The 23,134-nt window shown below is 36.9% G+C and carries 27 protein-coding genes; 15 read left to right on the top strand and 12 right to left on the bottom strand.

Features of this window, described 5'->3' with window-relative positions; translation table 11 throughout:
- Window positions 1–29 precede the first annotated feature (29 nt).
- Window positions 30–1,790: a chloride channel protein gene (locus PERMA_RS06300; RefSeq protein WP_012675561.1), complete on the top strand. Its 1,761-nt coding sequence runs from the start codon at window positions 30–32 to the stop codon at window positions 1,788–1,790.
- On the opposite strand, the gene PERMA_RS06295 is transcribed toward PERMA_RS06300, so the two are convergent.
- Window positions 1,791–2,414 carry a segregation/condensation protein A gene (locus tag PERMA_RS06295; protein ID WP_012676460.1) on the bottom strand — a complete coding sequence of 208 codons (624 nt, stop codon included), beginning with the start codon at window positions 2,412–2,414 and terminating at the stop codon, window positions 1,791–1,793.
- A gap of 51 nt (window positions 2,415–2,465) precedes the next feature.
- The gene (gene lpxK / locus PERMA_RS06290) at window positions 2,466–3,443 is read right to left on the bottom strand and encodes a tetraacyldisaccharide 4'-kinase (protein ID WP_012675365.1); all 978 of its coding nucleotides are present in this window, start codon (window positions 3,441–3,443) and stop codon (window positions 2,466–2,468) included.
- A gap of 136 nt (window positions 3,444–3,579) precedes the next feature.
- Here lpxK and PERMA_RS10530 point away from each other — a divergent pair, with 136 nt between their 5' ends.
- Entirely contained in the window at window positions 3,580–4,659 is a 1,080-nt protein-coding gene (locus tag PERMA_RS10530) for a GGDEF domain-containing protein (RefSeq protein ID WP_012675798.1), read from the top strand.
- A gap of 59 nt (window positions 4,660–4,718) precedes the next feature.
- On the opposite strand, the gene PERMA_RS06280 is transcribed toward PERMA_RS10530, so the two are convergent.
- Window positions 4,719–6,803 (bottom strand): TonB-dependent receptor, encoded by a 2,085-nt coding sequence (locus tag PERMA_RS06280; RefSeq protein WP_012675680.1) that lies wholly within the window; start codon window positions 6,801–6,803, stop codon window positions 4,719–4,721.
- 198 nt (window positions 6,804–7,001) lie between these two features.
- Between PERMA_RS06280 and PERMA_RS06275 the strand changes: the two genes are divergently transcribed.
- Window positions 7,002–7,598 (top strand): SCO family protein, encoded by a 597-nt coding sequence (locus tag PERMA_RS06275; protein ID WP_012675341.1) that lies wholly within the window; start codon window positions 7,002–7,004, stop codon window positions 7,596–7,598.
- A gap of 1 nt (window position 7,599) precedes the next feature.
- On the top strand, window positions 7,600–8,022 hold the full coding sequence (locus PERMA_RS06270) for a copper chaperone PCu(A)C (RefSeq protein ID WP_012675903.1): 423 nt from the start codon (window positions 7,600–7,602) through the stop codon (window positions 8,020–8,022).
- Here PERMA_RS06270 and PERMA_RS06265 read toward each other — a convergent pair whose 3' ends face one another.
- Genes PERMA_RS06265 through PERMA_RS06230 form a run of 8 tightly spaced genes read right to left on the bottom strand, consistent with a single transcriptional unit; the run spans window position 8,023 to window position 14,537 of the window.
- Complete coding sequence (locus PERMA_RS06265) at window positions 8,023–8,361, bottom strand: c-type cytochrome (protein ID WP_012676191.1); 339 nt, start codon at window positions 8,359–8,361, stop codon at window positions 8,023–8,025.
- Window positions 8,362–8,370: 9 nt separating this feature from the next.
- Entirely contained in the window at window positions 8,371–9,153 is a 783-nt protein-coding gene (locus PERMA_RS06260) for an ABC transporter permease subunit (protein ID WP_015899030.1), read from the bottom strand.
- Window positions 9,146–9,865, bottom strand: coding sequence for an ABC transporter ATP-binding protein (locus PERMA_RS06255; RefSeq protein ID WP_012676585.1), 720 nt, complete (start codon window positions 9,863–9,865; stop codon window positions 9,146–9,148). Before PERMA_RS06255 ends, PERMA_RS06260 begins: the two co-directional genes overlap by 8 nt.
- Window positions 9,853–11,130, bottom strand: a complete 1,278-nt coding sequence (locus PERMA_RS06250) for a nitrous oxide reductase family maturation protein NosD (protein ID WP_049756068.1) — start codon at window positions 11,128–11,130, stop codon at window positions 9,853–9,855. Before PERMA_RS06250 ends, PERMA_RS06255 begins: the two co-directional genes overlap by 13 nt.
- A 2-nt stretch (window positions 11,131–11,132) precedes the next feature.
- Entirely contained in the window at window positions 11,133–11,630 is a 498-nt protein-coding gene (locus PERMA_RS06245) for a nitrous oxide reductase accessory protein NosL (RefSeq protein WP_012675652.1), read from the bottom strand.
- A 1-nt stretch (window position 11,631) separates the two neighbouring features.
- Entirely contained in the window at window positions 11,632–12,210 is a 579-nt protein-coding gene (locus PERMA_RS06240) for a hypothetical protein (RefSeq protein WP_012676195.1), read from the bottom strand.
- Window positions 12,211–12,224: 14 nt separating this feature from the next.
- The gene (gene nosZ, locus PERMA_RS06235; protein ID WP_012675862.1) at window positions 12,225–14,174 is read right to left on the bottom strand and encodes a Sec-dependent nitrous-oxide reductase; all 1,950 of its coding nucleotides are present in this window, start codon (window positions 14,172–14,174) and stop codon (window positions 12,225–12,227) included.
- Window positions 14,175–14,186: 12 nt separating this feature from the next.
- Window positions 14,187–14,537 (bottom strand): c-type cytochrome, encoded by a 351-nt coding sequence (locus PERMA_RS06230; RefSeq protein ID WP_012676536.1) that lies wholly within the window; start codon window positions 14,535–14,537, stop codon window positions 14,187–14,189.
- A 127-nt stretch (window positions 14,538–14,664) separates the two neighbouring features.
- Between PERMA_RS06230 and PERMA_RS06225 the strand changes: the two genes are divergently transcribed.
- A complete protein-coding gene (locus PERMA_RS06225) occupies window positions 14,665–15,291 on the top strand; it encodes a Crp/Fnr family transcriptional regulator (protein WP_012676781.1) in 627 nt (208 codons plus the stop codon).
- Between the two features lie 30 nt (window positions 15,292–15,321).
- Here PERMA_RS06225 and PERMA_RS06220 read toward each other — a convergent pair whose 3' ends face one another.
- On the bottom strand, window positions 15,322–15,711 hold the full coding sequence (locus PERMA_RS06220; protein WP_012676851.1) for a c-type cytochrome: 390 nt from the start codon (window positions 15,709–15,711) through the stop codon (window positions 15,322–15,324).
- Between the two features lie 135 nt (window positions 15,712–15,846).
- Here PERMA_RS06220 and PERMA_RS06215 point away from each other — a divergent pair, with 135 nt between their 5' ends.
- From PERMA_RS06215 to PERMA_RS06170, 10 genes are all read left to right on the top strand, one after another.
- On the top strand, window positions 15,847–16,257 hold the full coding sequence (locus PERMA_RS06215; protein ID WP_012676550.1) for an NUDIX domain-containing protein: 411 nt from the start codon (window positions 15,847–15,849) through the stop codon (window positions 16,255–16,257).
- Between the two features lie 63 nt (window positions 16,258–16,320).
- Window positions 16,321–17,298 (top strand): D-alanine--D-alanine ligase family protein, encoded by a 978-nt coding sequence (locus PERMA_RS06210; RefSeq protein WP_012675657.1) that lies wholly within the window; start codon window positions 16,321–16,323, stop codon window positions 17,296–17,298.
- Window position 17,299: 1 nt separating this feature from the next.
- Window positions 17,300–18,913, top strand: a complete 1,614-nt coding sequence (gene ggt, locus PERMA_RS06205; protein ID WP_012676284.1) for a gamma-glutamyltransferase — start codon at window positions 17,300–17,302, stop codon at window positions 18,911–18,913.
- Window positions 18,913–19,662 (top strand): N-formylglutamate amidohydrolase, encoded by a 750-nt coding sequence (locus PERMA_RS06200; protein WP_012675599.1) that lies wholly within the window; start codon window positions 18,913–18,915, stop codon window positions 19,660–19,662. The genes ggt and PERMA_RS06200 overlap by 1 nt, the downstream gene beginning before the upstream one ends.
- A gap of 38 nt (window positions 19,663–19,700) precedes the next feature.
- Window positions 19,701–19,904, top strand: a complete 204-nt coding sequence (locus tag PERMA_RS06195) for a MoaD/ThiS family protein (protein WP_012676232.1) — start codon at window positions 19,701–19,703, stop codon at window positions 19,902–19,904.
- Window positions 19,905–19,914: 10 nt separating this feature from the next.
- Entirely contained in the window at window positions 19,915–20,862 is a 948-nt protein-coding gene (locus PERMA_RS06190; protein WP_012675403.1) for a TIGR00269 family protein, read from the top strand.
- 90 nt (window positions 20,863–20,952) lie between these two features.
- Window positions 20,953–21,771: a thioredoxin gene (gene trxA, locus PERMA_RS06185; protein ID WP_015898886.1), complete on the top strand. Its 819-nt coding sequence runs from the start codon at window positions 20,953–20,955 to the stop codon at window positions 21,769–21,771.
- 11 nt (window positions 21,772–21,782) lie between these two features.
- Window positions 21,783–22,385, top strand: coding sequence for a LolA family protein (locus PERMA_RS06180; RefSeq protein ID WP_012676136.1), 603 nt, complete (start codon window positions 21,783–21,785; stop codon window positions 22,383–22,385).
- Window positions 22,386–22,396: 11 nt separating this feature from the next.
- A complete protein-coding gene (locus PERMA_RS06175) occupies window positions 22,397–22,843 on the top strand; it encodes a hypothetical protein (protein ID WP_012676756.1) in 447 nt (148 codons plus the stop codon).
- Window positions 22,840–23,130, top strand: a complete 291-nt coding sequence (locus PERMA_RS06170) for a cupin domain-containing protein (RefSeq protein ID WP_015898932.1) — start codon at window positions 22,840–22,842, stop codon at window positions 23,128–23,130. The genes PERMA_RS06175 and PERMA_RS06170 overlap by 4 nt, the downstream gene beginning before the upstream one ends.
- The last annotated feature ends 4 nt before the right edge of the window (window positions 23,131–23,134 follow it).

Raw genomic sequence — 23,134 nt, 5'->3', positions numbered from 1 at the left:
TTACCAAATAAAATTTTTAATGTGAAAAATTGCTGAAAAACTTATTCGGCTACAGATTTAACTACCAAAGTTTTCTCCTCCCCGTTCTTATTGGTCTGTTTGCAGGTCTTTTTGCCATAATATTCTTAAAAGCTATAAAGATATCCTCTGATTTCTTTCTTGGCGGGATAGTATCATACCAGCCTCCATCTCCTTTTGGCGAAGGTGGTTCCCATTTTTTCAGTTTTGAGATGGAAAGGGCATACCTTCTCCCTATATCTACAGCTCTTGGAGGTCTCATTGTAGGGATTCTGGTATATCTCTTTTCACCTGAATCGGCAGGTGTAGGTACAGATGCGGCTATAAGGGCATTCCACCACAGAAAGTATCTTGGACTTAAAACATCAATTATGAAACTTATAACAGCTGCAGTGACAATAGGAAGTGGAGGTGTGTCAGGAAAGGAAGGACCTATAGCACTTATAGGAGCAGGTATAGGATCATTCCTGGGAAGGATATTTAAGCTTTCTGACAGGGAGAAGGATATAGCACTCGCTGTTGGGATGGGTGCTGGTATAGCCGGTGTATTCAAAGCTCCATTCGCAGGAGCTATAATAAGTTCTGAGGTTTTCTATAAGAAAGATTTTGAGACGGAGACACTTATACCAAGCTTTATAGCCTCTTTTATAGCCTTTATTGTTGTTGGATCATTTTTAGGCTTCTCACCTCTATTCCATATAGAACTTCCACAGTTTAACGGCCTTTCTGTAAATGATGCTGCTGCGTATATATTCCTTGGAATATCAACAGCGATGATCGCAAGACTGATGATATTTTCACTTGATAAATCCAGGGAGATCTTCAACTCATTAGGGATACACCCCGTATTCAAGCCTGCTGTTGGTGGCTTTTTTGTTGGTCTTATGGGTATGTTTACACCTGTCGCTATCGGAACTGGATACGGCTGGCTCCAGATGATAATGTCAGGGAATCTTGTTTACCTCTCACCTTTACTTATTGTTGTGAGTATATTTGTTGTGATACTTGCATTTTCATTTACACTCGGGTCTGGTGGATCAGGTGGTGTTTTTGGTCCTTCACTTGTGATTGGGGGACTGACAGGAGCTTCCGTTTACTATCTTCTATCAGCCATAGGTTTTCAGGAGAGTTCTTCTTTTAATATAACGGCCCTAACTGTTGTTGGGATGGTATCAACATTTGCTGCAGCTGCAAAGGCTCCATTATCAACACTTATTCTTGTGGCTGAGATAACAGGTGGGTACCAGCTTTTAGTACCTGCGATAATAGCTGTTGCTATATCCCATTTCCTATCAGGAGAGAAGAGTATATTCAAGAGTCAGGTTGATTATAAGATCAACTCTCCTGTTCATCAGGATGAGTTTAAGTTCCTAATACTCCAGCAGTACAGAGTTGAGGATGTTATGACATCAACAGTTATTACCGTGAACAAGGAAACACCTGTTGTTGAGGTTGGACTTATACTCCAGAATTACGGAATATCACTTTTACCTGTTGTTGAAAATGATGTGGTTATAGGTGTCATATCAGACTCTGATCTTATTAAAGCCTGCAATCAGGATATGAGACAGCTGAAGGTTAAAGATATTATGAATCCAAATCCTATATGTGTTACTCCTGATCTTTCACTTTTTAACACACTCAGTATATTTATTGAGAACAATATAGGTATAGCTCCCGTTGTTGATTCATTGGAAAATAAGAAACTTATAGGTATAATCTCAGATTTTGATATTGGAAAGGTTCTAACAGGAAGTTCACCTATAAAATGATCATGCGATCTTCTTGATCTTCTGCTGATTTTTCTCTATGTATATCTCACCAAAATGTTCATCCTGGTAGATATTTATAACCTCCTCATAGTTAAGGAAAAGAAGCGCAACGAAAGCCTGGGCTTTGTTTGGATGATCAAGCTGGGAAAGCGTTATAACACCTTCAAGATTCTGAAACTCCTTTTCCAGCATCTCAATAGTTTCTTCAAGTGTCGCGTGGAAAAGAGGTATATCAATCGTTTTCGGTTTCCTTGTGTAAGGCTTTCTTCTTACATACTTTCTTTTAGGTTTAAACTCAATCACAGGGGCAATATACTTCTTAAGAACATGGGCTATCTCATCAATTGTGTAAAATCTCTTAATACCAAACACCCTTTTTCTGCTTATCTTCTCCCCTTCATCCTGTTCATCTCCAATATCAAGGGCATCAGCTTTCATCTTTAACAGAAGGGCTGCAGCAGCTAAAGCCTTTGACGCAAGTCTGAGATCAGGTATATGCATATTCTTAATCTCATTAAGGTACTTATCTGCAAGTTCTACAATATCAACATTCCAGGGATCTATCTCACCATTAATCATAAGTTTCAGAACTATATCAAATGGGTGTTTCTCCCTGTATTCCATCTCAACAACTCCAGATGTTGTATTTAAAAAATATTTCGGCAGATAAATATTTTACTTCAATCTACCGATTATCATATCCATATAGTCCGGTCTCAGATCAATACTGTACTTTAAAGCAAATATACTCTCGTTTTTTTCTATCTTTATAAGATCCTTCTCAGTTGTAAGCCATATATCAGCCTTTTTATCAAGTCTCAGATCAGTGTAATCGTAATGGTCAGGAAAGGATATAAACTCTACAATCTCAAAGCTGTACCTTTCAGACAGATCCTTTATAGCATCAAAAAACTGCCTGTTGTTGCCAAGTCCTGAAAAAATACCAACTTTTTTACCTTTTAGAAACTCAAGACTGTATATTCTCTTACCGTCTGTGAGAGAGTTCATCTTTTCAGTTGATAAAAAATATGGCTTTCCAAAACTGTCAAGTTTTTCAATGATTTTTTTCTTCTTTATCTCATCAATAGAGAAGATCTTGCTCACAACTATAATATCTGCATATCTGTAGAACTCCGGTGGCTCTCTCAGTCTTCCCTCAGGTAGTAGCCTGTCCTCCCAGAAAGGTTTTGTAGCATCCACAGTGATGATGTCTATATCCCTGTGGAGCTGAAAATGTTGAAACCCATCATCAAGCAAAAATACATCAACATCCATTGAGTTTAAAGCCTTCATACCGGCTTCATACCTTGATGATGAGACAACAACAGGAATACCGTTTCTGGCTATCAGGAATGCCTCATCCCCAGACTCCCTCCAGTTTACAAAGATATTATTACCATCCGATACAACTACTGTTCCCTTTGACTCTCTTTTGTAGCCCCTTGAAAGAACACAGACATTAAACCCCTTTTCGATAAGCTTTCTGGCTGTGTATATTGTAAGAGGAGTCTTTCCCGTTCCACCAACAGACAGATTTCCGATAGAGATAACAGGACGGGGAAGTTTTTTTGTTTTTAAAACTCCCTTTTCATACAGTTCTCTCCTGAGGTAAGCACCGGCTCCGTAAACATACGACAGAATTCTCAAAAGCATAAAGGAAATTATACAGCATCTTTTTTGAAAATAGGTACTTTTACCTTTACAATATTTAGTAATTGTATGTAATTGATAATAAGAAAAAATATGACAGGTGTTTGGTTGAGAACAATCTCCTTTTCCAGGTGAAAAAGTGATTAACACAAACGGTAAGAACCTGATAGAAGAAACTGATATTGATAAGATCAGACTTATCTACTCATTTACAATATTAGGAACGATAGCACTATATACATTTTCTTTCATACATTTTATAGGTAAAGAGTACTCAATAGCTCTCTTTGAGTTTATAGTGGCAACAGGTGCAGTTCTTAATTTAATACTACTTAAAGTATCCGATGGAAAACTTATAAGGGTTGCCGAAAACTTTATTCTTATCGGGATGATAATACTTCTCACTGGAATAATAATACATGGTGGAATTGCCAATACAGCTATCTACTGGATATACACATACCCTTTACTGTCATTTTTCCTGAAAGGGAACAGAGTAGGTCTCTTCTGGAATATAACTTTGATAGTTGTGATAGTTATACTGGCTGTACTGAACAAACTCAATATAGTTCCAATCCCATACAGTCCTGATGAGATAAGGCAGGCCTTATCTGCGTACGTGGTTATAATGGTTCTTGCTTACGTTTTTGAGTCAGCTCTCCTTTCCTCCTACGAAAAGATCAAAAAACTTGCCACAACAGATCCACTTACAGGAGCTTTTAACAGATACCAGCTTTTTAAAAAGTTAGAAGAGGAGATTGAGAGATCAAAGAGATATGGGAATCATTTATCTTTAATAATGTTTGATATAGACAACTTTAAAAGTATAAATGATACCTACGGCCATAATATAGGAGATCAGGTTTTAAAGATAACCATTGATACGATAAAAAACCATATCAGAAAAACTGATACACTTGGAAGATTCGGTGGAGAGGAGTTTATGATAATCTGTCCCGGTATTAACGACGAAGGGGCAAGAAATATTGCTGAAAAAATAAGAAAGCTCGTTAAAGATATAAAAGTGGAGGGTATTCCAGAGATAACCATAAGTGTTGGTGTGGCTGAATATTTTCCTGATGAAAGTATAACAGATTTTATAAAGAAGGCTGACATAGCTCTATACTCAGCCAAGAAAAAGGGTAAAAACAGAGTTGAGATTTACAGCTCAGAAAATGTATGTTTAATTCCTGTTAGAAAAGAAAAACAGCTGGCATAAAATAAAAGACCTGCCTTGAGGCAGGTCAGAATAACACTCCAAAAGTTGCAAGAATTTATCTAAAACACCCAGTTAAAGTTCACGTAATAGAATCTTCCAGGTTCAGGTATCTTTGTTCCAGCCATAAAAGGATTTCTCAGGTATGAAAGGTGTGTGTAGTAATTTTTATCAAAAAGGTTGTCAATCCCACCACCTACAAATATTCTCTCACCAAGATTAAATCCACCTTTCAGATTAACCACAAAATATGATTTTGTTGTCTTCTCTCCAAGATCTGAATCTACATACTCCTGTTTTGCAGAGTATATAGTCTCAACAAGACCGTAAAAAGCCCCATTATCATACTTTACTGCAACCCTTGATTTCAAAGGCGGTATCTCAGCTAAGTTACTATCCGTGTAATTACCCTTATCCTTTTTTCCTTTCTGGTAGGCAACTCCTACTTCTAAAGATACAGTTTCTGTAAGTATTCCAAGCAGTGAAAAATCACCACCGTATATGTGTGCATCTATATTCTGGTAAGATACGGCGTTAAGTGTTCCTGTGTTATCCTTTATTCTGTCTAAATATATGTAATCCTTGAGCTTGCTGTAAAATATATTTCCTTTTAATCCAATTGTGCCTTTGTAAAACTCAAATCCTGCATCTATCTCATTATTCTTAACAGGCTTAAGATTAGGGTTACCAACCCAGTCCGGAACGTCATCTGGTGTCATCGCTGATGGATCAGGTTTTTTGAGAGCTATATATCTCTCTGCAGGATCAGGAACTCTTACAGTATGTCCAAAACCAAGATAAACGCTTGATCTTTTATCCAGTTTGTATCTTGCTATCACATTTCCAGAAATATAACTGTCAGTCTTTGAAAGATCGTAACTTGTGTAGTACTGATCGTATATACCTCTGTTTGCTGATCCTAAACTGTTTTTGTTAGCTTCAGACTTTGTTTTATCATATCTGAGTCCGGCCGAAACAACCCATTTATTTATCTTTTTATCACCTTTTAGATATATACCTATATTTTTTATATCCACGTCAGGTATCATACCACTGTTATCAAGAGCCATAAGCTCATTATCAGCTTTCCAGTTTCTAAGATATCCATCTATACCTGTTTTAATCCTGACGGTTTTAAGTCTGTACTCCTTCTCTATTTTAAATCCGTAAGTCTTTGTTTTAGCAAGGGTTTTCATCATATAACCACGTGTAGATTTTGTCCCATCAGTCCACTCTATAGAGCTAACTCTCCATTTATCCTGCATATCGTGTTTTACTTTATTCCAGTATGTAGAGACCTTTATCCCTAGAGATCTGTTTATGTACTCAATATTGGCTCTGTGTGTTCTGTCATAAACGGCATCCATCATAAGATAAGGATACAGAACATCCTCAAAGTTATCGTACGCATATCCTATCTTTATCTCATTCTCCTGGTTTGGTGAGATTGAGAGCTTACCCCACACATTTGTTATATCAAATGCTGTACGTTTTTTTTCACTGTCTTTATAGGCTGATTTACCTGTTGGATACTCAGTAAATCTCTTACCTTCTCCAGATTTGTAAGGTTTTGAGTACTGCCTGCTAATACCAAAAAGAGCTTTTATCTTATCGCTTCCACCGTAAACCTGAAGATTACCACTCATATAGGAGAAGGAGCCTCCTGTAAAACCAAGGGATCCACCTAAACCAGACTCTGGATCTTTTGATACCAGATTTACAGTTCCTGCAAGCGACCCCTGATTTGAAACATCAAAAGGACCTTCAAGTATCTGTACTTCCTTTATCTGTGGTGTTGACATATGAAAGATAGGAGGATCCATTCTGTTTGGACATGCACCGTAAATCCTCGCTCCATCAATCAGAACATTTATATTATCCTTTCCAAATCCTCTAATAACTATATCATTGGCGGTTCCACCTTTTCTTATATGGTTTATCTCCGGATAGAGGTTGGAAAGTATCTCTCCAATATCTATCTGTCTTGTTATTTTTATATCTTCCTCAAAAACCTCCTTTGTCTCACCTTTTGTTTCAGCCTCAACTACCTCTTCAGCTACTGTTATCTTTTTAACCTTCAAGACCTGTGCTTCAGATACTGTGAAAATAACAGGGACTGCGAGAGCTGAGTAGAGAAGTTTTTTCATAAGGCACCTCCATCTCCTTGTATTTTGTTATTTTTTATTTAAAACTAACATAATTTTATCTTTAATTCAACTTAAAAACATATCAGTATTAACTTATAGTTATAAATCTAAATAAACATTGATCAATGTCAAATTTTGACTGAAATCAATGGATTTTAAAAAGAATAGGTTAATATCTATATTTAAAGGAGGGTGGAAATGAAAAAACTGATAACTCTTTTATCTGTACTTATTTTTGTAACACTTTCTCTTTCATACCAGTTTTACGGTCTCCCCTATCTTCAGAAGATCAAGGATTTTACACTGACGGATCATAATGGAAAGAAGGTTAAGCTCTCCGACTTTAAAGATAAGATTGTCCTTGTGTTTTTTGGTTATACATTCTGTCCGGATGTATGTCCTGCAACAATGCTCCGAATTAAAGAAACACTTGATAACCTTGGAGATTATAAAAAGTATGTGAAAGTTCTGTTCATATCCGTGGATCCTGAAAGGGATACCCCTGAGAAACTTAAAGAGTATGTTAAATTTTATGATAAAGATGGAACCATAATAGGTCTGACAGGAAAGCCCGAGGAGATAAAAAAGGTCGCGAAAAGTTTTAGAGCATTTTACGAAAAGGTACCTGTAAAGGATAATCCTGATGTTGAGTATCTTATGGATCACACAGCATTTATATACCTTTTAGATAATAGAGGGATACTGAAACTTATATACACACCAAGGAAGGACAATCCAAAAAGGATAGCAGAAGATATAATACAGATGGTAAAATTACTAAAAATGGAGAAATAAGATGGTAAGAATAACTGTTTTACTTTTAATATCCCTATTCATTCCCGCATTTTCACAGCCTGAGATACTTATCAAAGATCCATGGGTAAGGGCTGTTCCTCCGACGATGAACATGACAGCCGGATATATGGTTATTGAAAATAAAGGTGATCAGGATGACTACCTCATAGGTATTGAGTCTGACATATCAAAGATGGCAGATTTACACGTTACAGTTGAAGAAAATAATGTTGTTAAGATGAAACATATTAAAAAGCTAAAAATTCCTGCCAGATCTAAAGTGGAACTTAAGCCTGGTGGATATCACATAATGTTTATGAAACTTAACAAAAAATTACTCCCAGGAAAAAAAGCCAGAATCATACTTATATTTGAGAAATCAGGCAAAAAGGTTGTGGAAGCCGAAGTAAAGATGTCTAACTGATCACTTCAGGCTGAGTATCCACTCAACAATCATATCTATCTGCTTATCAGAGTAGTAAGGTTTTTGAGGAGGCATATACATACCTTTCTCAAACCATTTTTTCCATCTACCTTTGCTTCCTTCCTTTATGCTGTTAAAAAGTATCTTCCTGGCATCAGGAATATCCCTGTATCTGTCAGCTATCTCCTTAAATGAAGGTGCAATAAGCTCCCTTTTTGTGTCGTGACACCATGTACACGGTCTTGCAAGCTGCTTGCCGGTTTTCAAAACATCAATCTCAGCTGAAGCTGAAATTAAAAACCCTGACATAATAAATGTAAAGATCGCTACTCTTTTCATAACCCCTCCTTAAAAATCCTTTTTATTAAATATTTTAAGCCCAATTAAAAAAGGAACAATAACCCACAAAAGCATACTTAAAAGTGAAACTACCATTCCAAGCTGTGTTTCAAAAAATCTCTTAAATATAATACCTGTATAGCCTAGCAGTGCTGATATATCCAGCTGTAGAACAACAAAAATCCTTGCGAGATCAACAGGGTTTATAAGCGAAAGAAAGAGAACAGGTTTTTCAAGTGGGTATTCCTGAAAGTATATAATGATAAAAAGTATTATGCCGTCGTAAACAAGAGTTACATAAAGCCACGTAAGAATTGATGCTCCAAATCCTTTCACCTTATCCTCAAAAACCGTTCCTATCAAAAAGGCTATTGATAAAAAGATAAATGTCATCATAATACCTGATGTAACCACACTTAAATAAAGGCTGTAATCTATAGTTATCTCCCTGAAGAAAAATAGTATAGGAAATGTCACCCCTACAGCAAAACTGAAAGATAGAGAGAATGCTATACCTATAAACTTACTCACGTATATTGATCTCCTGTTTATAGGCTGTGAAAGTAAAAGCTCTATAAAGGCCCTTGAGTCGTACAGAAAAATAGTTCCAAGTATCAGGCTTATTAGAGGTATAACAAGGAGAGTAAGATTTAAAAGTGTTGCACACACCTTAACAGAATCTTTCGTAAAATAAAAAAGAACAGTTGTTATCAGAAGGAAAAAGAAAAAGTAAAATATAATCCATTTATTTCTGTACATATTGTAAAATTCATACTTAAGAAGCTTAAACATCGTATCCCTTCTCCATAAGTTTTGCTATAGCTCTCTCAAGGTTCTTCTCTCCTGACATATCTATAATCTCTTTTACAGTTCCTTTTACATAAACCTTCCCTTCAAGTAGAAAAACAAGTTCATCAGCAACCTCTTCAACCTCACTCATTATATGGGAGGTCAGTATTACAAGCTTTCCTTTATCAACCTCCTCATTTATTCTATCCTTTAAAAAACTGCTTGATACAGGATCAAGGCCTACTGTAGGTTCATCAAGTATGAATATCTGTGGATCAAACATAAAAGCTATCAGTGCGTTTATCTTCTGTTTTGTTCCTCCTGATAGCGTTTTTAATTTTTTATCGTAGTATTTCTCAATTCCAAGGCCTTCAACAAAGTTTTCCATAATCCTTGGATTGTAACCGTCCTTTCTGACATCTATAAGCATCCTTATCAGCTCTTTAACAGTCAGGTTTTCAGGAAAAACGGCAAGCTGTGGCATATAACCTATATCCTTTCTGTAGGTGTAATTTCCTTTTATATCCTTCCCGTTAACAAGAATCTTTCCGGATGTTGGTATCACAAGCCCGAGGATTGATTTTATCAGTGTTGTTTTTCCAGACCCGTTTGGCCCAAGTATTGCAGTAACTTTTCCTTTTTTAATTGTTAGAGATATACCTTTTAAAACCTCATTTTTCCCAAATCTTTTAAAAAGATCTTTTACTTCAACCATTCATACTTCCTCATTAAAGGCTTATTATCTACAAGTGATTCAGGTATAAGCATGGGAAATATCCTCTCAACAAGATCAAGTAGATATATAAAAAAACTCCTTGTGAGTATTATAGATTGAGGATAGTTCTCTGTAAAATATCCAAACAGTGAAACAGGCCTGTAGGGTATATCTCCTATACCATCCCTGTTAAGATCAAACCCTTTGTAATCACTCCAGTAATTTTCTGTATATTTATTTGGATTGTGAAAGCTGTTTGTGACCACATTAAATGTGTTCTCTATGAAATTGTTATGCCTTATTATGTTGTCTGTTGAGTTAGAGTATATCTTAAGGGCAAGACCGTTCTCTATAAAATCATTCTCCTCAATACGTGTTCTTATCGTATTATCAGAAAATATGCCGGTTGTGTTTTTGTAAAAGATATTGTGCGTTATAAAGCTGTCTGTTATATCCTTCAGGAGAAGTCCAAATGTTGCAGGGCCCCAGTTGTACTCAAATCTGTTCCCCTCCATATGTACTTTCTTTGTGTACATTACGGCAACACCGGCACCGTTATGTCTGAAAACATTATTTATGTATATATCTCTGTGAGAGAACATAAAATGAAGACCGTAACGGAGGTTATCCTCACTTAGATTTCCTATAATAACGCTGTCCTTGACAAACTCAAAATAAATTCCATCTCTGTGGTTTGATATGTAGTTGTTGTCTATAGTTATATACCTGCAGTACCACAGATGTATCCCATTTCCAAAACCTGTTTCCGTTACACCTTTTTCTGCTAACTTTCTTCTTTTTGCAGGTCCTTTGATATAATTTTCCTCAATTAAACATTCTTTTGATTTTGCAAGATATATAGCCCAGAAGTTTTTAAAAAACTTATTTTTTCTTATAACACATCCCTTTGATGCTATAACCTTGAGCGCTGCTATGTCCTCAATATAACTTTTTCCTGAATTTTTAAAGATAAAACCTTCCACGGTTACATTATTTGCTTTAACGGTAAGTATCTCATACTTACCCTCTCCATCAAGAACAGGGTAATCTTCTCCAATCAGAGAGATGGATTTACCAACTACTATATTTCCTTCTTTATAAACACCTTTTTTAACAACTATTCTATCTCCGTCTTTAGCATATGAAAGAGCCTCTTTTATAGAAGAGTATTTACAGCCTTCTTTACAGACGGTTAATGTTTCTCCGTAGCTGTGTAGTAATTGAAAGGTCAAAAATATCAACACAATCTGTATATATCTAATCATTTTCACATATGCATGTGGTGTTCGTGATTATGCTTTTTATTTAACCATTTTTCTTTAACCAATGTAAGTACATCTTCCCACTTAAGAATCTCTCCGCCATACTTCTCTTTGACGATTTTTAGTTCATCCTCTGAAGCAAAGGCTGAAAGATTCATACCCATTGGACTGGGAAGATCCTTGGAATGAAGATAGAAAGCTTTCTGTGCAGGTATAAGATTTTTCTTTTGAAAATCTGTAACCCATAGAGAGTGTATCTTTAATCTATCTTTATTTTTTAAATAAAAACCTGCAAGACACTCAACACTATCAAACTTATAAACCTTTCCTGTTGATGTTACAAGCTCTGCCCCATACCTGTCATCCATTATCTTCATCTGGCAGTAATCACATTTGTCTACACCGTAATCAATAGGTACAGGAGCTTTGACCTTTTCACAGGAAAGTGTAAAAATGATAAAAAAGATGGAAAGGATAAAGCTACCTCCCTTCAGAATGTTCATATTAACCTCTCTTCCTGAATATTTCCACACCGGCAGAAATAAGTCCTATTACCATGGAGATAACAGCTATATATGTTCCTGTTGAAGGAAAAGAACAGGCTTTCATGTTGAGAAGCATCTTACAGCCTATAAGAGGAGGCTGATATGCCATTCCTGGAATCTTAATAGGTGCTTTTGGATTAAGATTATGTCCGTAATCGTACTCCCACATATAAAAATCAACTAGACCGGCTATCCCCAAAATAACAAAGAGTACAACCCATGCAATAAGAAGCTTTCTGTTTCCTAATATCGCAGTTAAAAGTCCAAGAAGAGTTAAAAAGCCGAATATAAAAGGCATTATTTTAAGTTCTACAATCTCTTCGGGTTTTATTGGTTTCATTCCTATGTAGTGGTTGAGAAGATTTATGTTGTAAAGATCGTGTGGTGAACCACCTGTTATGTTGTTAACCCATATAAACATCTTTAAACCTTCAGGATACTGAGGGGCTATCAGTGTTATCTCCCAGAGTGGGAAGAAGAAAACACCGATAAGAACTAAAGAAGCGAGGGCAAGAAGCCCTCTTGAAACGACGCTCATATTAAAAACCTCCCTTATTTAGCAGTTTTCATTTCTTCGCCAGTTCCGTACTTAATGGTCACATTAGCTCCTTTAGGAGATACCCTTACGTATCCCTGCATTTCCTGGTGGAGAGCAGAACAGAAGTCTGTACAGTAGAAAGGATAAACACCTGGCTTTTTAGGCTTCCATACAAGTGTTTTTGTCTCACCTGGCATTACAAGAAGTTCAGCATTTTCTGCACCAAAAATAGCGAATCCATGTGGAACGTCCCAGTCCTGTTCAATATTTGTAACATGGAAGTAAACTGTATCACCAACTTTAACACCCTCTATATTATCAGGTGTGAAGTGTGATCTTATTGTTGTCATGTAAACATGAACCTCATTTCCTTTTCTAACAACTTTGGCTTCTTCTTCAGATTTTGTTACGTATGGGTGGTCGTTCTTCTCAAGCTCATAGATCTTAATTGTGTTAGGTGCAACAAGGCTTGCAGGTATCGCCTGTGCGTAGTGTGGTTCACCTATCTCAGCTACATCAAGAAGAAGCTGCATCTTTCCACCAGATATATCATAAAGCTGTCCAACGTGGAAAAGTTCTGGACCTGTAGGTATAAATCTGTCTTTTGTTATCTTGTTCATAGGAAGCAGATATTTACCCCAAGGTTTAGCAGAGTCACCTCCAGGTATCATAAGGTGTCCAACAGCGTAATATGTTGGTGCCCTGTCAACAACCTTACATTTCTTGTAATCAACCTTTATAACCTCTGATGTTATGAAACATGATGTATAAGAGTATCCTTTTCCATCAAACTCTGTATGCAGAGGTCCAAGACACGGGTTTGGAACTTCACAGTAACTTATAGCTTCGTATCTGAGTATAGGAATTCCGTCAACCTCTCCTACAAAATCTTTGTTTTTGATAGCTTTTATCATCTTAGAGAATGAGTGTATTGGAAGAACTGTAGACAGCTTACCACCGGCAATTATGTATTCACCTGTTGGATCAACATCAACACCGTGTGGTGATTTTGGTGTTGGCAGGAAGTAAAGAACACCCTTACACTCTTTAGGAATTATAACCTTAACCTCTTTTTTAACTTCAGAAACGGCTATTCTATCCCCTTCAGGATCAGGTATGTAGTTGTGATAGTATTCTGTTTTCATAACATGGTACTTACCTTCAGCTATACACTGTTCAGCTCTTTTCCAGTTTACTGCAGCTATATAGTCTTTATCCTTCTGTGAAGCATTTATCTCCAGTAATGTATGAGCCTGTTCCGTGTTGTACGAAGTATAGAAACACCATCCGTAAGAAGGTCCTTTTCCACAGTGTGCAAGGTCATAGTCGTAACCTGGAACAAGTATCTGGAATGCTATGTCCATCTTTCCAGGTTTATCAGCTCTTATAAATGTTAGTGTTCCCTTAAAGTTTTTAGCATAACTTGCAATAGGAACGTCCTTCTGTGGTATAGGAACAGAGAATCTTGTACCGGCAGTTATATACTCAGTATTTGGTGTAACAAATGCTGAGGCGTGGTTACCACCAGAGTTCGGTATCTCCAGAATCTCTATAGTCTCAAATGTTCTCAGATCAATTCTTGCAACTCTTGGAGTGTTATTTTCGTTAATAAATATCCATCTACCATCTGGAACCCCATTTGTCTGGGAAAGTTCTGGGTGGTGAGTATCACCCCATGGAATGAAACCATGGCTTGTCATTAGCATGGCTTTAGTTTCTTCTGAATAACCATACCCATTCTCAGGGTTCACGGAAAATACAGGTATAACTTTAATTAATCTTCCTGAAGGAAGACCGTAGACACTCAGCTGACCGCTAAATCCCCCTGAAAGAAATGCATAAAACTCATCATGTTTTCCCGGTGGAACATAAACCTTCTCAGCTGGGCTCTGTGCATGTGCAGTTGAGGCTATAAAGCCTATAGCACAAGCTGAGATTACTCCCAGCCTCCATTTCCTTTTCATCTCTCACACCTCCTATTTTTCTAACGAAAGTATATATTTCACTATTTTTTCTGCTTCTTCCTTTGTAACATGCTGTCTTGGCATATACATCATATTGACCTTAAAACCATACTTTTTAGACAGTCCCTGCCATTTACCCATACTTCCTGAAGTAATACTTGTTACAAGAGTTTTTACAGCATCTGGTTTTCCCTTATACTCCTTGGCAACAGCCTTAAAAGGTGGTCCTGACTTTTGTCTTGAAATATCATGACAGGCAAAACAACCTTTTTTCTTAATAAACTCTTTCATATCCTCACCAGCCAGCGATGGTAAAGATATTATTCCTATACCAAGTAGTACCGCTGTCAGATATTTTTTCATACTACACCTCCGAAATATTTTGGTATTTAAGTTATGGATATAAAACCATAAAAACATTGACCTGAATCAAGGCTTGACAGGTATTAAAAAATTACCTTTTTATTAAATCTCTTTTCCAGAAGGTGCCATGGAGTATTCAAATTTTTTTAAGTCGTTGACCGATAAGGAAATCTCTTACCTTAAATCTATATCCAAGATTAAGGAAAAGAAGGAAGGTGATATAATCTTCTGGGAAGGGGACGATCCTAAATACACATTCTTTCTTATTGAAGGTGTAGTAAAGATATACAAAACATCAAATAACGGAAATGATATAACTTTAAATTACATCCTGCCCCCGTCTTTTATTGGAGAGTTTGCTGTTATAAAAGGTATGAAATATCCAATATCAGCTGAGATGGAATCTAATGGAAGGCTTATAGTATTTGAAACAAAAGGTCTCACAAAATTTATCGAGAAAAACAAAAATTTTATGAGAGAGATAATCATCTATCTTGCAAACAAGATAGAAAAAAATTACAGCTACTGTGAAGATCTTATGGAAAAGAACGCAAAGAAAAAAGTGGCAAAATTTATAAAGGAACATGAAGATCTCTTTTTCAGTTTAAAACATACAAAGATAGCATCTATACTGAACATTACCCCTGAAACACTCTCAAGAACTTTGAGAGAGCTTAAAAATGAAGGTCTGATCGTAGAGAGAAAGATAGTAAAGATAAATAAAAATAAACTTGAAAGTCTTTTAAATGACTAAAAGGGGGAAACAATCCCCCTTTTCAAAGAATTACTTTGTTTTAACCGAACTTGTGTCCAGTGAAAGTATCAGCTTAACTATCTCCCTCGCTTCACTTTCTGTAACCTGTCTCTGTCTTGGCATGTATATAGCCCTTGGTTTCATACCGTATTTCTTAGGTCCAAGAGTCTGCCACTTTCCAAAGCTCGCATAAAGGATACTTTTTACAAGTGTCTCAACAGCATCCTTTTTCCCTTTGTACTCCTTAGCTATCACTCTGTAGGGAACTGAGTTTTTTGGTTTGTCAAGATCATGGCATGTTGTACAGCCTTTCTTTTTGGCTAACTGCATAAGCTTTCTCTCTACATCCTTACCACCAGCATAGGATAAGCCAACAGAAAGCATCCCTAAAGCCAGAACAAAAGTTAAAAATTTCCTCACGACACTTCCCCTCCATTTCCTGCGGATTACTACATAAAGTAAGTTTAGTTTTATCCCGTTTTTATTTCACTGATCATAATCAATAATTGATTATAATTAAGATAATTTCTATTATTTCCTATAAGGAGAGTAAAAATGGGTATAAAAACACCTTTTGTTGCAGTTGACGGAATAATACAGCTCTTTGACAGTGAGGACAGGTTTAGAGGGATCGTCCTTATTGAGAGAAAAAATCCACCTCTAGGACTTGCTATACCAGGAGGATTTGTTGATGTAGGAGAGCGTGTAGAAGATGCTCTTATAAGAGAGATGAAGGAAGAGACAGATCTTGATGTTGAGATTGTCAGACTTTTAGGTGTGTACTCAGATCCTGATAGAGATCCAAGATTCCATACAGTTTCTATAACATATGTTTGTAAAGCCTATGGAGAACCAAAAGCACAGAGTGATGCAAAGGATGTAAAGATTTTCAGACTTGAAGATATTCCATTTGATAAACTTGTTTTTGATCATGCGAAAATTCTGAAGGACTATCTTCTGAGATAGCTTTCATTTCATAAAATTTGCTGTAACTTAAAATTATGATAACTTTTAGTTTATGGATCTGTTATGAGAGTTCTGATTATATACAACAGCGATTTTTCAAAGGTTCTGTTTAGACTTCCTAAACAGACAAAGGAGATATACTCACCTAAAACTATAAATAAGATAGCAGATGCTCTAAGAAAAAAAGGGCATTATGTTGAGATAGCTGACGGAAATATAGAGATAATAGACAGACTGAAAGAGTTTTTCAGTAAAGGAAAAGGGATAGTTTTCAATCTCTCTTATGGAATTCAGGGGGAGGACAGGTACGCACATATACCATCCCTTTTAGAGATGCTTGGTGTTCCATATACAGGATCATCCCCTGAAGGACATACACTTGCTCTTGATAAGGCTGTAACAAAGATCCTCCTTAAGTATTATGATATACCAACACCTGATTTTCATGTATTCTCCCCATCTGATCACGATTTTTCCAATGTAAGATTCCCTGCAATTGTTAAACCCCTTAAAGAAGCCCTTTCCCTTGGTATAACAGTTGTTAAAGATACAGATCAGATGAAAAAGGCTGTATCCAGAATAACAGAAGAGTTCCATCAGGATGCAATTGTTGAGGAGTTTATAAGGGGAAGAGAGTTCTCAGTCGGTCTTATAGGAAATGATGAGGATGTGGAAACATTACCTGTTTTAGAGTTTGATTTTGGAGGAGATCCTGATGCGATACAGACAACATACCTGAAAAGACACAAACCTATAGAGAAGATATGTCCCGCTGATATACCTGAAAAGACAGCAAAAAGAATGCAGGAGCTGAGCAAAAAAGTTTTCCACGTTCTTGGCCTGAGGGATTATGCAAGAACTGACATAAGAATGGACCTTGAGGGGAATATATACATACTTGAGATAAACTCACAGGCAAGTCTCGGTGAAACAGGCTCATTCGTCACAGCAGCAAAAACTGCAGGATATACATATGAGGATCTTATAGAAAAAATTCTAAATACAGCTGTAAAAAGATATCCTTATCTTCTGGAGGGGTGAGATGGATCTGAAAAAGATAGAAAATAGTTTTGAAGCTGATGGGATTAAATTTTCAGAATCAGGAAGATGTATGGTTGCCACAGCATTTCCAGATGCAACACAGGCAGGAATTGAGATGTTCAGACAGGGTGGAAACGCTGTTGATGCTGCCGTTGCTTCAGCCCTCGCTCTGGCTGTCTGCGAACCTCAGGGAAGTGGAATAGGCGGTCAGACTATGATGGTCATATATACAGGAAAAAAGGTGATAGCTATAGATGGATCATCAAGGGCCCCTTCCCTTGCCCATGTAAGTGCCATATATGAGGAGGATAGAGGAGTAGGATATAGAGCAACAACTGTTCCAAGTACACTTGCTGTTCTGGGTTATGTACACAGGAAGTACGGAAAACTGCCATGGTCAACGGTGGTTGAGCCTGCAATAAGGGTAGCCTATGAGGGTTACAAAATAACACAGCTCCAGCATAGACTCCAGAAAAGAGAGCTTGAAAACTTCAAAAAAGTTCCATCTTTCTCAGGTGGAAGGTACTTTCTGAAAGATGGTAAACCTTACAATCCCGGTGATGTCTTTAAACAGCATGATCTTGCAAGACTACTGGAGGATATTGCAAGATACGGTTTTGAGTATTTCTATCAGGGAAAGCCTGCAAAGATGATTGACGCAGACATGAGGGAGAATGGAGGACTTTTAAGATATGACGACCTTGCACTCATACCACTTCCTATTGAGAGAAAACCTGTTGTTGGAAGATTCAGAGGACTGAAGATATACACAATGCCACCACCTGGAGCGGGAAGACCTCTTATTTATGCACTTCTTATGCTTGATGCAACATCACAGAAAGAACTTCATTCAGATAAGATCAAAAAGATACATCTCCTTATAGAGATAATAAGGGAAGCCTTACTTGAGAGAACAGGAAGACCTTACGACCCTAACTTTTACCCACAGATAACACCTGAAAGGATGCTAAGTCCAAGGTATGCCTCAAAAAAGGTGAAACAGATAGCACAGTCCATAGATTTTCATCTCCCAATTCATGAAACATACGACGAGTACACAGAGGAAACAACACATCTGTCTGTTATGGATGAGAATATGGCAGTCAGTCTTACACAGTCTGTAGAAAGGGTTTATGGAAGTAAAGCTGCCGCAGAAGGACTTGGTTTTCTTTATAACAACTACCTTATGGATTTTGAGTATAAAAAACCTGATCACCCTTATTACCTGAGACCAAACTCAGTTCCATGGGCAACTGTATCACCTACAATAGTATTTATGAATGATGAACCGTGGCTTGTGATGGGAAGCCCCGGAAGTGAGAGAATATTCTCTGTTTTAACACAGTTTCTTATGCATATCGTTGATCAGGATATGTCCATAGACAAGGCTATCGTCCAGCCAAGAATACACAGCTCACTTGGTGGACTTATAAGTTATGAGGATAGATTTGATAAGGAGATAATAGAGTACCTGAAAAGGGAAGGTTACAGACTTGACAGGAGGGAAGCTTTCTCATTCTATCTTGGCTCTATACATGCCATACTCAGAAAGATGGATGGAGGTTTCCAGGGTGCTTCTGATGTCAGAAGAGATGGAACAGCAGGAGGTCTGTGATGTTTCCCATTTTAATATCAATCCCTCACGGGGGATGGAAGATTCCCCCTGAGGTTAAAGATCTGGTAGTACTGTCAGAAAGAGATCTTTTTGATGACTCTGATCCCTTTACAGCTGATATATACGATATAGGAGATATGGCTGTAAGTGTTGTAAAAACAGAGATAGCAAGGGCATTTGTTGATCCTAATAGGGCACCAGACGATCTTCCACCAAAAAATCCAGATGGTGTCGTCAAAACAAAAACATGTTATGGCGTACAGATATACAGAGAACCTCTTGATGAAGAAATGATAAAAAAACTCCTTGATAGATATTACTTTCCATATCACAAAAAAATCCAGGAATCCTTAAAAAATCCGGAGATAAAAATAGCATTTGACTGCCACTCTATGGCATCTGTTGCCCCTGAGATATCACCTGATATAGGAATGGAAAGACCTATGATCTGCCTGGGTAATGTTAAAGGTCAGTCCTGCGATTATGAAACAACTGAGAAGCTGAGAGAAGCCTTTATTAAAGCGTTTAACCTTCCTGAAAATGAGGTTACAGTTAACAGACCTTTCTCAGGTGGATATATAACAAGAAGATACGGTAATAAGCCTGTTCCGTGGATACAGATAGAGCTAAACAGAAAGCTTTACCTTTCAGAACCATGGTTTGATAGGGAAAGTTTAAAGGTTAAAAAAGAGAGGTTAGATCAGCTAAAAAATATGTTTATAAAAACCCTTGAACTGTTCTTCAGTTAAAATATATTCATTCTGTCAAAATCATCAGAGGTAAAGGTATGGAGATAAAGGTAAAGTACAGGGGAAAGGAACAGGTACTGAGGTTTGATAAGGAAAAAGTGACGGCATCTGACATACTGAAAGCACTTGGTCTATCTTCAGAACATGCTTTTGTTGCGAAAAATGGTGAGATAGCATCTGAAGATGAGATCATAAGTCCTGAGGACAGTATAAAAGTTGTAAATGCGATATCAGGAGGTTAAAAAAACAGAAATGGGAAAGCTGAAAAAAGGAAGCAGATGTACTATATGCAAGGCAAAAGGTGGAAAGGAAAAGGCTGTTGTATTCCTGCCTCATCACAGACTAGCTCTGTGCAGGGATCATTATATCCAGTGGTTTGAAAAGAGGGTAGAAAAAACGATAAAAGAGTTCAGGATGTTCTCAAAAAAAGATCGTATACTTGTAGCTGTCTCAGGAGGAAAAGACAGCCTTACATTATGGAATGTTCTAACAAAACTTGGATATGAAGCAGATGGTTTTTATATTGATCTTGGTATTGACCAGTACTCAGAGGACTCCAAGAATCTAAGCCTAAGATTCTCAGAAAGGATAGGAAGACCTTTACATATAATCTCTCTAAAGGATGAGATAGCACCAATTCCCGTAATTGATAAATCAACAAACAAACCAGCATGCTCAGCATGTGGAACAGCCAAAAGGTACTATATGAACAGATATGCCAAACAGCTTGGATACAACATAATAGCAACAGGACATAACCTTGATGATGAGGTTGCTGTTCTTTTTGGAAACACTCTCCACTGGGATATTAAATATCTGAAAAAACAGTACCCTGTTTTAAGAGAAGAAGGAGGATTTATAAGAAAGGTAAAACCTCTCTGTAAAATTACCGAAAAAGAAAGTGCTATGTATGCATTTTTTAATGATATAGAGTATATAGAGTATGAATGTCCATTTTCTGAAGGAGCTTCATCTATTGAGTATAAGGAGATACTATCAAAAATTGAGGAGAAGCATCCAGGAACAAAACTACAGTTTTACACAAACTTTCTAAAGAATATGTATCCGATAATAAAGGAGCATTATGAGAAAGAATCACAGATCAATATATGCAAGATATGTGGAGAGCCTTCTTTCAGCGATATATGCGGTATGTGCAGGCTTAAAAAGGCTGTTGAAAAAAGCGGTGTTCATAACTGATATATTAGTCAGATACACTAAAAAAATATTTGAAAAACAGACTAAATTCGGATATCTTAATAATTATATTATATCTGAAGGAGGGTTAAAATGGGGTATTCAATAGATGTAACTGATGAGAACTTTGAAAAGCTTGTTATAGAGAAATCTTATGAGAAGCCTGTAGTTGTTGATTTCTGGGCACCATGGTGTGGTCCATGCCAGATGTTAAAGCCTGTTCTGGAAAAACTGTCAAAGGAGTACGACTTTATACTTGCAAAGGTAAACACAGATGAAAACAGTATGACAGCAAACCAGTTTGGTGTAAGCGGAATACCAGATGTAAGAATCTTTATAGATGGAAAAGAGGTTGACAGATTTGTTGGCGCTTTACCTGAACCAAAGATAAGGGAGATACTTTCAAAACATATGAAATCTGAGATAGACAGGTATCTTGAAGAGGCGTACATGGAGTATATGGCTGGAAATCTTGAAGAGGCTGAAAAGATATATGAAAAACTTATGAGAGAACATCCGGAAAATAAGAAGATCATCCTTGAAGCCGCCAAGTTTTATATAAAGGAGAACAAACTTGATGAGGCTGAAAGGCTTTTAAGTGAGATAAAAGAGTATGAAAAGGAGTACTTCCCAAAAGCTCAGGCTCTGAAGGAGCTTATCACTTTTAAGAACTGGTGTGAGAATCTCACAGCTGAAAATGAGCTAGACAGACTCTTAAAGGAAGGAGCATGTTCAGCGATACATGAGGATTATAAAACAGCACTTGAAAAATTCTTAAAGATAGTCCAGATAGACAAGAAGTACAGAGATGAGGCCGGAAGAAAAGCTATGGTAGCAATATTCAACATACTCGGAGAGTCTGACCCATTAACAAGGGAATACAGGAAAAAGCTCGCTATGTGGCTTTACTGAAGAGGAAAAATATGAGAAAAATCCTTATTCTTTTACTGTTAACTTTTTCTCTATCCTACGCTTCTACCTATCTTGATAAGTTTGAAAATAAGATAAAAAACATATCCTCAATAAGGGGAAAATTTCTACAGATAAACACTATAGAAGGTTTTGATCAGCCCCAGACATTTATAGGTGAACTTTACGCAACAAAACCTGACAGACTGAAGATAGTGTACAAAGATCCATACAGACAGATAATACTGGTTGAAGGTAGGAAAAGCACAGTTTACACCCCTGAGGAAAAACAGGCTGTTATCTCAGATCTTTCTGAGGATTTTATCATAGTGAAGATATTTAAAATTCTTATGGAGAACAGATCTCTGAAGGAGATATTCAGTTTAGATGAGGAAAAAAATACAGATGAAGGAATTTTAATATCCCTTGTACCAAAAAACGAAAAAGGTATAAAAAAGGTGGATCTTATCATAAAAAAAGATCTGAAAATCTATAAAATAAAGATATACGGTGAAGACAGCACGGTAGAACTACAGTTTCCAGATATAGAGTATCTGGATAAGAAGCTTGACCTGAGACTGGATCTTCCTGAGGATGTTGAGATTATAAGACAGTGATGAGGTTGTACATGAGTCCAAACAGGTTTTATCTGGTAGCTATAGGCTTGTTTACAGTGTTTACTATCATTATGTTTTTCACACTTCCAAAAAAGTATGGTATATCGCTTCTCATTATAGATATATCAATAATCATATTTGCATTTTTAGTATGGCTGAATGACAAACATTTTAATGAACAGATAAATGAGAGGATCTTCTCAATCTCCGATAAAGAGTTTATTAAAGATGTGATCATCCGTCAGATGAATATGCACGGTGTAACTGAAGTTGTTGAAGAGGATAATATTATAAAGTTTTACAGAGGTAAAGAAAAAGCTGGAGAGATAAGATTCAAGACCGATGAAAATGGAAATCCGTTAAAGATAGACGGAAAGTATATAATTGAGGTTAGAGCACCTGAGTATATACTTCACAATATAGACCATGAAACATGGAGTATACTGAGCCAGAAATGAAGGTTTTAAAAACAGGTATAAAAGATCTGGAAAAAATTAAGGAAATTTTAACAAAGGAAGGTTATGAGGATATCTTTGTATGGTATGATCCAGCTGGATCGTTTTATGACTGGCATACCCATCCCTATCAGGAAGTCAGGTGGGTTATTGAAGGTGAGATAGTTATGGGAACTGAGGATGGAGATATAACCCTGCAGGCAGGAGACAGATTAGACCTACCTGCAGGAACAAGACACTGGGCCAAAACAGAAAAAGGCGTAAGATACGTTTGTGGGTCTAAAAAATAGGAGG

The sequence above is a fragment of the Persephonella marina EX-H1 genome, assembly GCF_000021565.1.
GTDB classification, from domain to species: domain Bacteria; phylum Aquificota; class Aquificia; order Aquificales; family Hydrogenothermaceae; genus Persephonella; species Persephonella marina.
This window is presented reverse-complemented; position numbering and strand designations above follow the sequence as displayed.

Coding starts and splice junctions, on each gene's coding strand:
- ggt (WP_012676284.1), top strand. CDS start 17,300: ATGGATCTGAAAAAGATAGAAAATAGTTTTGAAGCTGATGGGATTAAA.
- PERMA_RS06245 (WP_012675652.1), bottom strand. CDS start 11,630: ATGAACATTCTGAAGGGAGGTAGCTTTATCCTTTCCATCTTTTTTATC.
- PERMA_RS06260 (WP_015899030.1), bottom strand. CDS start 9,153: ATGTTTAAGCTTCTTAAGTATGAATTTTACAATATGTACAGAAATAAA.
- PERMA_RS06190 (WP_012675403.1), top strand. CDS start 19,915: ATGGGAAAGCTGAAAAAAGGAAGCAGATGTACTATATGCAAGGCAAAA.
- PERMA_RS06230 (WP_012676536.1), bottom strand. CDS start 14,537: ATGAAAAAATATCTGACAGCGGTACTACTTGGTATAGGAATAATATCT.
- PERMA_RS06275 (WP_012675341.1), top strand. CDS start 7,002: ATGAAAAAACTGATAACTCTTTTATCTGTACTTATTTTTGTAACACTT.
- trxA (WP_015898886.1), top strand. CDS start 20,953: ATGGGGTATTCAATAGATGTAACTGATGAGAACTTTGAAAAGCTTGTT.
- PERMA_RS06170 (WP_015898932.1), top strand. CDS start 22,840: ATGAAGGTTTTAAAAACAGGTATAAAAGATCTGGAAAAAATTAAGGAA.
- PERMA_RS06215 (WP_012676550.1), top strand. CDS start 15,847: ATGGGTATAAAAACACCTTTTGTTGCAGTTGACGGAATAATACAGCTC.
- PERMA_RS06200 (WP_012675599.1), top strand. CDS start 18,913: ATGTTTCCCATTTTAATATCAATCCCTCACGGGGGATGGAAGATTCCC.
- nosZ (WP_012675862.1), bottom strand. CDS start 14,174: ATGAAAAGGAAATGGAGGCTGGGAGTAATCTCAGCTTGTGCTATAGGC.
- lpxK (WP_012675365.1), bottom strand. CDS start 3,443: ATGCTTTTGAGAATTCTGTCGTATGTTTACGGAGCCGGTGCTTACCTC.
- PERMA_RS06240 (WP_012676195.1), bottom strand. CDS start 12,210: ATGAGCGTCGTTTCAAGAGGGCTTCTTGCCCTCGCTTCTTTAGTTCTT.
- PERMA_RS06225 (WP_012676781.1), top strand. CDS start 14,665: ATGGAGTATTCAAATTTTTTTAAGTCGTTGACCGATAAGGAAATCTCT.
- PERMA_RS06295 (WP_012676460.1), bottom strand. CDS start 2,414: ATGGAATACAGGGAGAAACACCCATTTGATATAGTTCTGAAACTTATG.
- PERMA_RS06195 (WP_012676232.1), top strand. CDS start 19,701: ATGGAGATAAAGGTAAAGTACAGGGGAAAGGAACAGGTACTGAGGTTT.
- PERMA_RS06180 (WP_012676136.1), top strand. CDS start 21,783: ATGAGAAAAATCCTTATTCTTTTACTGTTAACTTTTTCTCTATCCTAC.
- PERMA_RS06175 (WP_012676756.1), top strand. CDS start 22,397: ATGAGTCCAAACAGGTTTTATCTGGTAGCTATAGGCTTGTTTACAGTG.
- PERMA_RS06210 (WP_012675657.1), top strand. CDS start 16,321: ATGAGAGTTCTGATTATATACAACAGCGATTTTTCAAAGGTTCTGTTT.
- PERMA_RS06280 (WP_012675680.1), bottom strand. CDS start 6,803: ATGAAAAAACTTCTCTACTCAGCTCTCGCAGTCCCTGTTATTTTCACA.
- PERMA_RS06255 (WP_012676585.1), bottom strand. CDS start 9,865: ATGGTTGAAGTAAAAGATCTTTTTAAAAGATTTGGGAAAAATGAGGTT.
- PERMA_RS06265 (WP_012676191.1), bottom strand. CDS start 8,361: ATGAAAAGAGTAGCGATCTTTACATTTATTATGTCAGGGTTTTTAATT.
- PERMA_RS06270 (WP_012675903.1), top strand. CDS start 7,600: ATGGTAAGAATAACTGTTTTACTTTTAATATCCCTATTCATTCCCGCA.
- PERMA_RS06250 (WP_049756068.1), bottom strand. CDS start 11,130: ATGATTAGATATATACAGATTGTGTTGATATTTTTGACCTTTCAATTA.